Below are 14,668 nucleotides of genomic sequence, written 5' to 3'. Positions count from 1 at the left end.
GCTTATTGTAGCAAAATAATGCCCCAATAAGCCTTGCCCGACATTAATGCCATGTGTGATTTTTGTATCACGAACTGCTGGTCACATGCTCACCGCCAACCAGTCGCATAAGCCCTTCTTGTTGGGTGGTGGCGACAAGCCTGCCATCTTGCCAAAACTGCCCGTGGTTTAGCCCCTTGGCGTGACTGGTCGTGTCGCTCCACATGTCATACAGTAGCCAGTCGCTGACATCAAAGGGGCGATGAAAATGCATGCTGTGGTCAATGCTCGCCACTTGTAAACCCTTGGTCATAAAGCTAAGTCCGTGCGACATCAGCCCCGTACCCACCAAATAAAAGTCGGACGCAAAGGCAAGCAGAGCCTGATGAATGGCGACAGGCTGGTCTTGTAGCCCATTGATACGAAGCCAGTTGGCTTGACGGGGTCGCATGGGCTGTGGATGAATAGGGTCTCGGGGCGTGACAGGGCGTATCTCGACATGGCGTTTACGCAGGTAGCGGGCTTTTAGGGCGTCGGGGATTTTGCCGACATGAGCGTCTTTTAGCTCCTGCTCACTTTGTAAGGTGTCAGGGTGCGGATATTTGGGCATGCTCTCTTGGTAGTCCAGTCCGCCTTCCATGGGTGAGAATGACGCGATCATGCTAAAAATGACCTGCTCGGTCGTGCCAAGCGTGGGGTCGTCAGGGTTGTTTGGCACGTTTTGTACCGCCACGACTTGCCGAGCCGATAGGCTTTTGCCATCACGCAAACGGCGAACTTGGTAGATGACTGGCAGGCGAATGTCGCCCCCACGCAAAAAATAACCGTGAAAACTGTGACAAGGCTTGTCTATCTGGAGCGTCTTTGCCCCCGCCATCATCGCTTGGGCAAGCACCTGCCCACCGAACACCCTTGCCCCCACGTAGTCAAAGCTCGGTGCCGAAAACACATCAAGGGTTATCTCGGTTAGGGTCAAAGTCGTCATCAAGTCACGAATCAAACTATCATCAGGCGTATTTGGCATAATCATTCCACAAATCTAAATGGCTAAGGGCAAACAGTGCTATCTGTATTGACAAATGTCATCAAACCACACCGTTTCTGGCAGGCGTACAAGTATAACAAAATTTTTGTCCATTTCTAGTTAAAAATGTTAAAATACTAAGATTATTGTCAAATCATGGCACGTACTATGTTAAAACTTCCGAATATCTCTCAGATTTTTTCTAAAAAACCAAATAACACCCCAAAACCCACCCACCAAAACCAACAAGAAGCCCCCAAAAGAGCAGAAAACAAACCATCGGTCTATCGCAACTTATCAGGCAAAGGCTTATCTTTGGCGGTTAAGGCACAAATCTTGGGCGAAGTGCCAGAGCTTGATGATGATATTCCCACCTTTTATGTGCTAAGAGAATATTCACGTTCCAACAGTCTGCTCGTGGATGTTAAAACCCAAGAGCTAAATTTACCGTCTGCCCTTGCCAGTACCAGCGTTGGCAGTCTTAATGAGAGTGCCTCGGTCATCTTTTTAAAGCACCGTCACGGCTCAGAGAACATTCCATCGCCACGCTTAGAGCGACTCATCAAAGCATGTATCGATGACCCCACATTGCGTGTGCGACTCATCCCCGTGACCATCCTATGGGGACGAGCCCCAAGCAAAGAAGACAGCCTGTTTCGCCTGCTCATGGCGGACGAATGGAATAGTCCCAGCATTCCCAAACAGCTCTTTAATATCGGGGTCATGGGGCGTGATACGGCAGTGCAGTTTGCTCAGCCCAAGGATTTACAAAAGCTTATCCAAGACAGCAAGGACAATCATGCTGACAATGCAGACCTTAGTACATCGCACTTGGCAAACCATATCAGCCAACGCCTAAAAGGCTATTTGGACAAACAACGCACCAGTATCATCGGACCTGACCTATCTGACAAACGCAACGTGACGGGGCAAATCTTATCATCGCCCATCGTCCAAGAAGCCATAGAAAAAGAAGCCATCCGCACAGGCAAAACCATCGCCCAAATCAAAAAAGAAGCCAGCGGTTATGTGGGTGAGATAACAAGCGATTATTCACACTCTGTCGTCCGTTTTTTTGACCACTTTTTGACGTGGCTATGGGAGCGACTCTATGACGGCGTGGAAGTGCGTCATTTTGAGCGGGTGCGTAAGCTTGCCCCCGACCACCAAATCATCTATGTACCATGCCATCGCAGTCATATGGACTACCTGCTCTTATCTTATGTCATCTACAAACGGGGCTTACGCATCCCTTACATCGCCGCAGGGGATAACCTAAACATCCCTGTACTGGGCGAGATATTGCGTAGTGGCGGAGCATTCTTTATGAGACGTAGCTTTAAGGGCAACGCCTTGTACAGCACGGTGTTTAAGGAATATCTACACACACTCATGCAACGGGCTGTCCCCATTGAGTACTTCATCGAAGGCGGTCGCTCTCGTTCAGGTCGTCTGCTACCGCCCAAGCTCGGTATGCTTGCCATGACCGTGGGTAGTTATCTGCGTGAGCCTGCCAAACCCGTGGTTTTTGTCCCGACTTATATCAGTTATGAGCGGATTATGGAAGGGGCGACTTATGTGGGCGAGCTCAAAGGCAAACCCAAAGAAAGCGAAAACCTGCTTAGTCTCATCAAGACCGCCCAAAAGATTGAACGGGTATTTGGCACGGTGCATCTGTCCTTTGGCGAACCGCTACACCTGACCCAATTTTTGGATAAATTTAACATCAAAACTGGCAAAGACACCCTAGCGTTAAGCCCTGATGAACAAGCGGACAACGACAAGCAAACCCACGCCATGATTACCAACATCGGCGTCAAAATCATGCAAAACATCAACAAATCAGCAGTCGTCAATCCTGTCTCCCTGCTGGCACTCGTACTACTGTCCACCCCCAAATCCGCCCTTGATGAAGCTCAAGCGATAGAACAAATCGCTCTATATCAGCGTATCGCCCAAGCCCTGCCTTATGACAAGGACACCTTTGTCACTGACATGAACCCCAAAGACATCTTGGCGTATGGCTTGCAGTTAGAACTCATCGAACGCACTCCCCACGTGCTAGGCGACATGATAAAAGTGGCGGACAAACAAGCTCCCTTGCTTAGCTACTTCAAAAACAACATCCTGCACGTCTTTATCCTAGCCAGTTTTATCGCTTCACTGGTGCAACGTAATGGACGCATGTACCGTGATAAGCTAGAAAACATCAGCGAGCTTTTGTATCCCTTTTTACAAACCGAGCTGTTTTTAAAACACCCGCAACGTAGCATCAAAGACACCATTGGCGAGATTTTGGACGTACTTATCAAAGAAAATCTGGTTGTCGAATGGGACGGTGTACTCATCAGTGCCCCCGAGACCAACTCGCCTGCCTACCAACAGCTCATCGTGCTTGCCGACCCTGCCGAGCAGAGTTTGGAACGCTACTTTATGGCTTTGACCTTATTGTCCGAACAAGGTGCACACCGCCTAAATACCGAACAAGTCGTCAATCTGTGCTACTTCCTAGGGCAAAGGGTGTCCGTGCTGTATGCCGATGATTTGCCTGACATGTTTGATAAGGCGTTATTTACAAGCTTCTTAGATACGCTCGTACGCATGGGTTATGTGCAGATTGAGCCTGAGACGAGCATGATTGATTTTGATGAACGCATTGACAAAATCGCCGAACACGCCAAATACGTCCTAAATCCCGACATGATTGAGCTGCTGCGTCACACCGCTCGCCTAAACGACGATGAGATTGACAGCGTCATGAACGAGATGAATAAAAAGCGTAAATTTGGACGTAAATAGCTGATTTATTAGTTTAAAACACAGATAAAGAACTTTAAAATTACCACAAATTTATAATATGTGGGCGTAGGGACGTGCTGAGTACGTCCGATAAAATCGTTACATCATCAAGGGCGTGCTGAGCACGTCCCTACAAAGCCTGTGGCAAATATCAAATTCGTTAGATATACATCAAAATGCGTTGAATATTTGATAGTAGTCCAAAAAGTATGCCAAACTAGGTTTTCCGTTCGCCCTGAGCCTGCCTACGGGTCGGTTTCCGTCATGGTTCGACTTAGCTCACCACGAACGGAAACCGTGGTACTTTTTCATTTTGTAGAGTGTACATGGGGCAAATGATAATTTGTCCCATGAAAGACACACCCATTTAAAACGTGTCTCCCAGACACACCCAAACCCATTTTAAGGAAAATCCCCATGGACATGAACGCCCTACCCACCATCGACCCCACCGCCCTAGGCGATAACGTTCCACGCAGGCATGGCAAAATCGCCCCACGCCTTGCCCGTGCCTTTTTGGACAAGACAGGCTGGCGTATCACAGGCGAGATTCCCAACGTCTCGCAGGCGGTACTGCTTGCTGTTCCCCACACCTCCAACATGGACGGTGTGTACGCCATTCCCACCCTACTCGCCCTTGATGTGAACATCAAATTACTGGGTAAAAAACAGCTGTTCAAGCTCCCCATCATGTCGCATTTTTTGACGTGGGCAGGGGTCATTCCCATTGATAGGGACAAAAAAGGCTCGGTACTACAAGCCAACATTGACCGCTTTAAAACTGGCAAACCGCTCTTTTTGGGGCTAGCCCCCGAAGGTACTCGGGGTTATACCGATGAGTGGAAAACGGGCTTTTATTATCTGGCAGTGGGGGCAGGCGTGCCTATCTTGCCTGTGGCGATGGATTATAAAACCAAAGAAGTCCGCTTTATGCCCCTATTCTACCCCACAGGCGACATTGAGAAGGATTTGCCCAAGATTTATGCCTATTATAACGGCGTAGAAGGCAGGCATGTAGGTAAAATGTCTAAGCCACTACAAGATTTGTCAAAATGATGGCTGAGATAGTTGATAATGATTGGGTAAAAAAATACAAAGACAGACAATATTAACAAGGATTTTGACACAGAAAAACCATCTGACCACTTAACTGGGTAAATTTTAAGGTTTTTACTTGACTTTTAAATTAAGTGGTCGGATAGCCATTTTTCATACAAAACCACACAAAACAAACCGCCCCAAACTTTGGAGCGGTTTTTTTATTAACAGGCTTTCATTATAAGGCTTTTTGATTACAAAATGGTAATGTCTTGGTCAATATAGAGCTTAACATCGTTATTACTCCAAATGTTGTAGGTTGTACCTTCTTGTTGTTCAGTACCACCCTTAGTCCAAGTACCAGAGATGTCAGTTTGTGAGGTTTCACCTGACTGTAGCACACTACCCAAGGTTACGGTATCGCCCACATCGCCTTTGATGTACAAAGATTGCCCATCGCCAACATAGTTGGTTGTCGCCAGCAAATCGCCAAAATTGTCCATCGTCACATGTTGCAAATCAATCGCCCCATTGCTTAGGTCAATCACGGGCAAATCAGCATTGACATCCGCATCCGCTTGCACATCGGCATCGGCGTGCAAGTCTGGGTTTTCAAAGCCACCTGCTGGCTTGTTGTTGAGCAAATTAAACTTGACATTTACCGCCGCACTATCGCCATCTTTGTCGCCATAGTTAAACTTAAAGTTCAACGCATCGCCCCCTGCCACTTTGTCGTTGGCACCTTTCACAGGCTTAAACTGGTATTGACCATCTGCCTGACCTGTAAAGGTACCCATAACCTCTTGACCTTTTTTGATGCTAAAGGTATTGTCGGCGGTTTTTTCGGCTGTATAGCCATTTGTACCATCTACAAACGACCATATACCCTTTGTTGCCCCATCGGCAGAGACATCGGCTTTGCCTGTCAAGGCTTTGCCCTCAAACAACGCTATCGCCCCAGCAGAGACTGGCACCAGTTTGGCCTTGAGTGCAAGCCTATTGATCTCACCCTCTTGAGTATTGATGGCTGTTACACTTCCGTCTGCTCCAGTAACATCAACATTAGGTCTGATCCCCCTACTCACTCGCTGCATATTTTGTTGGACTTGCTCTAACGTCAACGAATCTGCCTCAGACCCCCCAATAACCAGTCGGTACTGTTCACCGCCAATTTCGATGGTGTCGGTTCGGTTTTTGATGATCAACATATCATCGGCAAAACCAGCCACCTCTGCCACATACAAAGTAATGAAGCTGTTTACCTCTGTTTCATTTTTACCATCAATATTGACAGTAAACGACACATCCACCTTAAGACCATCATTTGGGAAAGTCGTTGATTTGACTGATGTTGGGTTATTAGCGTGCGTAATACTACCGAAATTAAAACCTAAATTTGCATCAGTAACGCTGACCTTTTCAGGGTTGGATAATTCCAAAGAAGCAGGTCCCCTTATACCATTACCCCAAGACACTTTGTTGCCGTCGCGGATAAGAGAACGGCTTGCGTCAAGGCTATCTTGGTTATAACCAAAACTTGCAGCATTCACACCAGCACTTGGTGGTACAGACTCCGCCAAATTGATGTCTTTGGTTTGCGGATTGCCCTCATTAGCCACAGGCTTATCATCAACCACCCTAATGGTTAAGTCGCTTTCGGCAACCACTTGAGTATCTCTGACAACTTGTACTTTGGGCTTGGCAAGCAACGCCTCGCCATTGCCATCTTGGTCTTTGTGATCAATCGCTCCTTTTAGCTCAACTTGGTATTTGTAGGTACCGCCTTCATTGACCACTTTGACCACAGCAATCTCTTTGTCACCTGCTTTGGCGGTCAAAGTCATTTTATCAGGGCTTTGCTCCCAAGTGATTGGCACGCCACCGCTTGTGATGTTGTTTGCTTGTGGAGCGATCAATTGCACCGTTTCGCCAGCTTTGAGATTGTCAATGTTTAGCAAACCTGTAACTTCTTTGACGCCGCCTTGAGTTTTGCTACCCTCTGGCAAAGCCGATTCAAACAAGACCGCTTTGGCATTTTGCGGATCTGTGACTTGTGGTTGACCAGTGCCTGTGGCTGGTTGCACGGTAATGGTTGCCACAGGTGCTGGTACATTACTGTTATTGGTTGCCGCAGTCTGTGGAATATTTGCCGCATCGTTACCAGTAACATCTTGAATAGCATTGTCATCATTGCCTGCTGTTGGGTCTGTATAAGCAACTTTAACATCTTGACCTTGAGTAACAGGTTTTGGCAATGTCAAGGTAACTTTATTACCTTCAACACTCACAACTGGTTTTACAGGCTGACCATCAACGGTTACTGTAAAGTTATCAGCAACTGGTGGTTTGGTTGTATCAAGTGGCTCGCTAAAGTTTAGCTCAATCTTATCACCTGTTTCAGGGATATTAGGCGTGCCTACCAAGGTTGGTGCTGTGGTGTCAGGTGCTGGTACATTACTGTTATTGGTTGCCGCAGTCTGTGGAATATTTGCCGCATCGTTACCAGTAACATCTTGAATAGCATTGTCATCATTGCCTGCTGTTGGGTCTGTATAAGCAACTTTAACATCTTGACCTTGAGTAACAGGTTTTGGCAATGTCAAGGTAACTTTATTACCTTCAACACTCACAACTGGTTTTACAGGCTGACCATCAACGGTTACTGTAAAGTTATCAGCAACTGGTGGTTTGGTTGTATCAAGTGGCTCGCTAAAGTTTAGCTCAATCTTATCACCTGTTTCAGGGATATTAGGCGTGCCTACCAAGGTTGGTGCTGTGGTGTCAGGTGCTGGTACATTACTGTTATTGGTTGCCGCAGTCTGTGGAATATTTGCCGCATCGTTACCAGTAACATCTTGAATAGCATTGTCATCATTGCCTGCTGTTGGGTCTGTATAAGCAACTTTAACATCTTGACCTTGAGTAACAGGTTTTGGCAATGTCAAGGTAACTTTATTACCTTCAACACTCACAACTGGTTTTACAGGCTGACCATCAACGGTTACTGTAAAGTTATCAGCAACTGGTGGTTTGGTTGTATCAAGTGGCTCGCTAAAGTTTAGCTCAATCTTATCACCTGTTTCAGGGATATTAGGCGTGCCTACCAAGGTTGGTGCTGTGGTGTCAGGTGCTGGTACATTACTGTTATTGGTTGCCGCAGTCTGTGGAATATTTGCCGCATCGTTACCAGTAACATCTTGAATAGCATTGTCATCATTGCCTGCTGTTGGGTCTGTATAAGCAACTTTAACATCTTGACCTTGAGTAACAGGTTTTGGCAATGTCAAGGTAACTTTATTACCTTCAACACTCACAACTGGTTTTACAGGCTGACCATCAACGGTTACTGTAAAGTTATCAGCAACTGGTGGTTTGGTTGTATCAAGTGGCTCGCTAAAGTTTAGCTCAATCTTATCACCTGTTTCAGGGATATTAGGCGTGCCTACCAAGGTTGGTGCTGTGGTGTCAGGTGCTGGTACATTACTGTTATTGGTTGCCGCAGTCTGTGGAATATTTGCCGCATCGTTACCAGTAACATCTTGAATAGCATTGTCATCATTGCCTGCTGTTGGGTCTGTATAAGCAACTTTAACATCTTGACCTTGAGTAACAGGTTTTGGCAATGTCAAGGTAACTTTATTACCTTCAACACTCACAACTGGTTTTACAGGCTGACCATCAACGGTTACTGTAAAGTTATCAGCAACTGGTGGTTTGGTTGTATCAAGTGGCTCGCTAAAGTTTAGCTCAATCTTATCACCTGTTTCAGGGATATTAGGCGTGCCTACCAAGGTTGGTGCTGTGGTGTCAGGTGCTGGTACATTACTGTTATTGGTTGCCGCAGTCTGTGGAATATTTGCCGCATCGTTACCAGTAACATCTTGAATAGCATTGTCATCATTGCCTGCTGTTGGGTCTGTATAAGCAACTTTAACATCTTGACCTTGAGTAACAGGTTTTGGCAATGTCAAGGTAACTTTATTACCTTCAACACTCACAACTGGTTTTACAGGCTGACCATCAACGGTTACTGTAAAGTTATCAGCAACTGGTGGTTTGGTTGTATCAAGTGGCTCGCTAAAGTTTAGCTCAATCTTATCACCTGTTTCAGGGATATTAGGCGTGCCTACCAAGGTTGGTGCTGTGGTGTCAGGTGCTGGTACATTACTGTTATTGGTTGCCGCAGTCTGTGGAATATTTGCCGCATCGTTACCAGTAACATCTTGAATAGCATTGTCATCATTGCCTGCTGTTGGGTCTGTATAAGCAACTTTAACATCTTGACCTTGAGTAACAGGTTTTGGCAATGTCAAGGTAACTTTATTACCTTCAACACTCACAACTGGTTTTACAGGCTGACCATCAACGGTTACTGTAAAGTTATCAGCAACTGGTGGTTTGGTTGTATCAAGTGGCTCGCTAAAGTTTAGCTCAATCTTATCACCTGTTTCAGGGATATTAGGCGTGCCTACCAAGGTTGGTGCTGTGGTGTCAGGTGCTGGTACATTACTGTTATTGGTTGCCGCAGTCTGTGGAATATTTGCCGCATCGTTACCAGTAACATCTTGAATAGCATTGTCATCATTGCCTGCTGTTGGGTCTGTATAAGCAACTTTAACATCTTGACCTTGAGTAACAGGTTTTGGCAATGTCAAGGTAACTTTATTACCTTCAACACTCACAACTGGTTTTACAGGCTGACCATCAACGGTTACTGTAAAGTTATCAGCAACTGGTGGTTTGGTTGTATCAAGTGGCTCGCTAAAGTTTAGCTCAATCTTATCACCTGTTTCAGGGATATTAGGCGTGCCTACCAAGGTTGGTGCTGTGGTGTCAGGTGCTGGTACATTACTGTTATTGGTTGCCGCAGTCTGTGGAATATTTGCCGCATCGTTACCAGTAACATCTTGAATAGCATTGTCATCATTGCCTGCTGTTGGGTCTGTATAAGCAACTTTAACATCTTGACCTTGAGTAACAGGTTTTGGCAATGTCAAGGTAACTTTATTACCTTCAACACTCACAACTGGTTTTACAGGCTGACCATCAACGGTTACTGTAAAGTTATCAGCAACTGGTGGTTTGGTTGTATCAAGTGGCTCGCTAAAGTTTAGCTCAATCTTATCACCTGTTTCAGGGATATTAGGCGTGCCTACCAAGGTTGGTGCTGTGGTGTCAGGTGCTGGTACATTACTGTTATTGGTTGCCGCAGTCTGTGGAATATTTGCCGCATCGTTACCAGTAACATCTTGAATAGCATTGTCATCATTGCCTGCTGTTGGGTCTGTATAAGCAACTTTAACATCTTGACCTTGAGTAACAGGTTTTGGCAATGTCAAGGTAACTTTATTACCTTCAACACTCACAACTGGTTTTACAGGCTGACCATCAACGGTTACTGTAAAGTTATCAGCAACTGGTGGTTTGGTTGTATCAAGTGGCTCGCTAAAGTTTAGCTCAATCTTATCACCTGTTTCAGGGATATTAGGCGTGCCTACCAAGGTTGGTGCTGTGGTGTCAGGTGCTGGTACATTACTGTTATTGGTTGCCGCAGTCTGTGGAATATTTGCCGCATCGTTACCAGTAACATCTTGAATAGCATTGTCATCATTGCCTGCTGTTGGGTCTGTATAAGCAACTTTAACATCTTGACCTTGAGTAACAGGTTTTGGCAATGTCAAGGTAACTTTATTACCTTCAACACTCACAACTGGTTTTACAGGCTGACCATCAACGGTTACTGTAAAGTTATCAGCAACTGGTGGTTTGGTTGTATCAAGTGGCTCGCTAAAGTTTAGCTCAATCTTATCACCTGTTTCAGGGATATTAGGCGTGCCTACCAAGGTTGGTGCTGTGGTGTCAGAAGCGTTGGCAGTGGTTGGGGTAGATTCATTATCAGACTCATCTTTTGCCGTGACGGTGACTGATTCGCCATTGGTTAAAGGTTTGTCCAAATCAACCGTGTAGTTGCCTTCATCATCTGCGACACCTGTGCCAATGGTTTTACCATCTTTGTCTTTGATGGTGACAGTGGCATTAGGCTCGGTGGTGCCGGTGACTTTATCGCCTTTATCGCTCACTTCTGCGGTAGGTTTAGCAGGAGCGGTGGTGTCGATGACAACATTCTGCTCAGCTGATGGTCCTGCTGTCTTGGTGTTATCTTTGCTAACAATCTGTGCTTTGATAGGATGAGTACCCTCTGGCAGAGCATTGTTCATAAATTCGGCTGTCCATTTGCCTGAAGCATCCACAACCGCATCCACGGTTTGTCCGTTTAGAGTAACCACAACCTTCTCGTCATCAGGCAGGGCTTTATCCAACGTGCCAGATACCGCCAAAGTAGTATCATTTGTGATAAAGTCGCCAGCAACGCCTGTATCGTCACTGATGGCAGTAATGGCAACTTGATTACCTTGACCCGCCGCTTTTGAATCATCAACAATGGTAATGTCTGCGGTCTTAGCATCATCTCCTGAGCCAACAACAATGGTTGCCTTTTGGTCGGCTTCCACACCATCATTGCCTTTAATGGGCAGGTCTACATTGAACTTATCCACACCTGTTGGCACGGTAATTTTACCCGACTCACGGTCATAGCTTATGCCAGTGATTTCTTTACCATTGTCATCGGTGAATTTAATGCCATCATAATCAAAATCATCATGATTGGCGATATCGCCAGCTGGGCTTGAATCACCATCTTCAAAGGTCACTTTAAAATCAACCTCACCGCCATTGTTATTGACCAGTCCTATGGTAGCACGCACTGAGTCGCCCTCAGCGATGTTACCATCTTCGGGATTGGTAAAGGCAGTGTTATCAGAATCAATGGCTGTATTAGCAGTGTCTTTATTGGCATTTGCTTGGTCTTGTGCCTTGCCACCTGTGGTGTTTTGAGCTGCAGCTGTGACAGTGTTTCCATCTTTCACCGCATCTTGTGGGATGGTAACTTTACCATCTTTATCAACAGTGACACCCTCTGGCAATGTACCTTCAGCTGTCCAGTTGCCATCAGCATCTTTATTAATGTTAACGGTTTGCTCTTTGCCATCTTCATCGGTGTATGTTACGACCATTTTGGCATTGTCAGTTCCTGGTGTGACAGTTACAGAGCCGTCTGTTTGTGATGGGGTAACAGTTGGAGCGTCAGCTCTGGCGTCTCCTGCTGTATCGGAAGCATCACCACTCTTACCATTGTCAGTAGTTTGGTTGGCAGTCACGTCAGAGCCGTCTTTGACTTTATCGGCAGGTAGCGTGATGGTGCCGTCATCGTTGATCACAACGTTGTCATCGTCTGCTGTCCAGTTGCCGTCTTTGTCTTTGGTAACTGTCACGGTCTGCTCTTTACCATCTTCATCTACATAGCTGATTTCAACCTCTGTGGCATCATCTGCTGGCTTAACAGTTACCGAGCCATCATTGTTAGCGGTCACGTCAGGTTCGGCAATGCCATCTTTGGTGATCACCTCTGCTGGATCGCTGGTTCCCACAGGGGTAGTTTGTTGTGCGGTAACTGTTGAGCCGTCTTTGACTTTATCGGCTGGGATGGTGGTCTTACCCGTAGTTGGGTTTACGATGATATTATTATCGTCTGATGTCCACTTGCCATTGTCATCTTTGGTTATGGTAGCGGTATTTGGTTTGCCATCTTCGTCGATGTAGTTGATGACAACTTTATCTACTTTGTCTGATGGCGTGACAGTCACAGAGCCGTCATTGTTAGCGGTAATCTCTGGTAATGCAGGCTTGGCAGGTGTGGTATTATTGTCATTATTGGCAACCACTGGCACTTTATCGCTGTCTTTGCCATCGACTGTTTGCTCAGCAGTAGCAGTTGAGCCGTCTTTGACTTTATCGGCAGGTAACGTGATGGTGCCAGCGTTGTTGATGACAACGTTGTCATCGTCTGATGTCCAGTTGCCATTATCATCTTTGGTTATGGTAGCGGTATTTGGCTTACCATCTTCGTCGATGTAGTTGATGACAACCTTGTCTGCATCATCAGATGGTGTAACAATCACAGAGCCGTCATTATTAGCGGCAATCTCTGGCTGTGGCACGTTATCTTGGGTGGTTACTGTGCCTTTGTCGCTGTCTTTATTGCCCACGGCCTGATTGGCAGAGACTTCTGAGCCGTCTTTGACTTTGTCATCTGGCAGAGTAATGGTGCCAGCGTTGTTGATGACAACGTTGTCATCGTCTGATGTCCAATTACCATTATCATCTTTGGTTATGGTGGCAGTCTTATTATTACCATCTTCGTCGATGTAGTTGATGACAACTTTATCTGCTTTGTCTGATGGCGTGACAGTCACAGAGCCGTCATCATTGACGGTAATCTCTGGCTTTGGCACGTTTATTTTTGCTTTATCAGACACCGGATCGCTCTCTTTGCGACCTGGGTCAGTTTGAAAGGCGGTAACGTAAGAGCCGTCGGTTACGTTGTCAGATGGGATGGTTACGGTGCCATTGTCTTTGTCTAGGATAACGCCATCTGGCAGATCGCCGTCAGCCGTCCAGCCGTCTTGGTCTTTGGTGATGGTTACTTGTTTGTTATTACCATCTTTGTCAGTATATTTTACAACAACTGCCGAACCATCAGTGGCATCGTCACTTGGTGTCACAACAACATCGCCTGCATCATCACCTGTCTTGATGGCGTCTACGGCAGGTTTGGCTGATGGAATGTCACCCACGTCATCGCTGTTATTGGTTGTGCCGACATCAGTGGTTTGCTTGGCAGTAACAACTGTATTAGAGCCAATCTCAGCCACAGGAACGACTACTTTGCCAGTGGCGGGGTCAATGGTAATGCTGTCATCTTTTTTAGCATCTACCCATGCATCAGGCACGCCATCGCCATTAGTGTCTTCATGGGTGAATATAACGGTGGTAGGCTCTGTCTCACCTGGCTTGGTGTAGGAGACTTCAAGTTTGGTCGCGGTATCATGGGGCGTGACAACCACACCGCCATCCATGGTTACAACTTGTGGGTTGTATAGTGTGGCTGTGGCGTCTTTATAAGTGTCTTTGTTTGCACCGATGGTAAAATCGCTAAGACCACCGAGCGTGATGCCATTTAATGCCAATAACTCGGCAGTGATGGTCACCTTACCTTCACTATCGCTTTGAACTGTCTTGCCATCTGCATCTTTTAGTATGGTGCCATTGATGGAGATGTCAGCTTCAGGCACTTTAGTACCATCACTGGTAATGGTAAAGCTTAGTGCCTGTGCTGCACCTTGTGCGGTCGTGTTACTTTCTAGGTTAGAGATGCTCAGAGGTTTATCTTCTACTTCTACAGCGGTATTAGTGTTACCGCCCTTGTCATCATCACTATCAGACACAGCGGCAATGATACCAGCCAGACCTGCGATCCCCACAAGCCATGGCATGATGCCAAAGCGACTGCCTTCTTCTGCACCAATCCACCATGGCGCAGGATAGCCTTGACCGCCTAGAGCCTGACCTTCGATGTCACCGATGACAAGCTCGGTCACATAGTCTTGGGTAAGACCGGTATCTGGCACGTAGTAGTGGTATTGACCGCTTTCGGCTTGTCCGATGAGTGCTGATTTGTCATAGTCATAGAAGTTTTCGATGATTAGGTCGGACTCTTCGGCATTCTCTTCAAAAGAGACATGCAAATCTTTACCAACACGCTTGGTGACGATGTGGTCAGGACCACGACCTGTGGCATCGTTGATAAGCTCGTAGTTGGCATTACGATTGGCTTTGATGATGGTGGGTTGACCGTCTTTGGTGATGACCCTTGCTTCGGCAATGGTCTGAACGCTGTCATTGACTTTTACACTGATGGATTGCATG

Annotated in this window: 4 protein-coding genes; 2 read left to right on the top strand and 2 right to left on the bottom strand. The window is 46.4% G+C overall.

Annotated features, from left to right (window positions below):
* Positions 1-67: 67 nt before the first annotated feature.
* Positions 68-1,003 (bottom strand): acyl-CoA thioesterase, encoded by a 936-nt coding sequence (locus tag LP107_RS02600; RefSeq protein ID WP_112741819.1) that lies wholly within the window; start codon positions 1,001-1,003, stop codon positions 68-70.
* Between the two features lie 168 nt (positions 1,004-1,171).
* Here LP107_RS02600 and plsB point away from each other — a divergent pair, with 168 nt between their 5' ends.
* Both plsB and LP107_RS02590 read left to right on the top strand, forming a co-directional pair.
* On the top strand, positions 1,172-3,802 hold the full coding sequence (gene plsB, locus LP107_RS02595; protein ID WP_112741818.1) for a glycerol-3-phosphate 1-O-acyltransferase PlsB: 2,631 nt from the start codon (positions 1,172-1,174) through the stop codon (positions 3,800-3,802).
* Between the two features lie 417 nt (positions 3,803-4,219).
* On the top strand, positions 4,220-4,858 hold the full coding sequence (locus tag LP107_RS02590) for a lysophospholipid acyltransferase family protein (RefSeq protein ID WP_078275150.1): 639 nt from the start codon (positions 4,220-4,222) through the stop codon (positions 4,856-4,858).
* A gap of 236 nt (positions 4,859-5,094) precedes the next feature.
* On the opposite strand, the gene LP107_RS02585 is transcribed toward LP107_RS02590, so the two are convergent.
* A complete protein-coding gene (locus LP107_RS02585; protein ID WP_264682807.1) occupies positions 5,095-14,667 on the bottom strand; it encodes a SwmB domain-containing protein in 9,573 nt (3,190 codons plus the stop codon).
* Position 14,668 lies beyond the last annotated feature (1 nt).

This window comes from Moraxella bovis (genome assembly GCF_025985205.1).
Classification (GTDB): Bacteria; Pseudomonadota; Gammaproteobacteria; order Pseudomonadales; family Moraxellaceae; genus Moraxella; species Moraxella bovis.
Note: the sequence above shows the minus strand (reverse complement) of the source record. Positions and strands in the feature narration are given on the sequence as shown.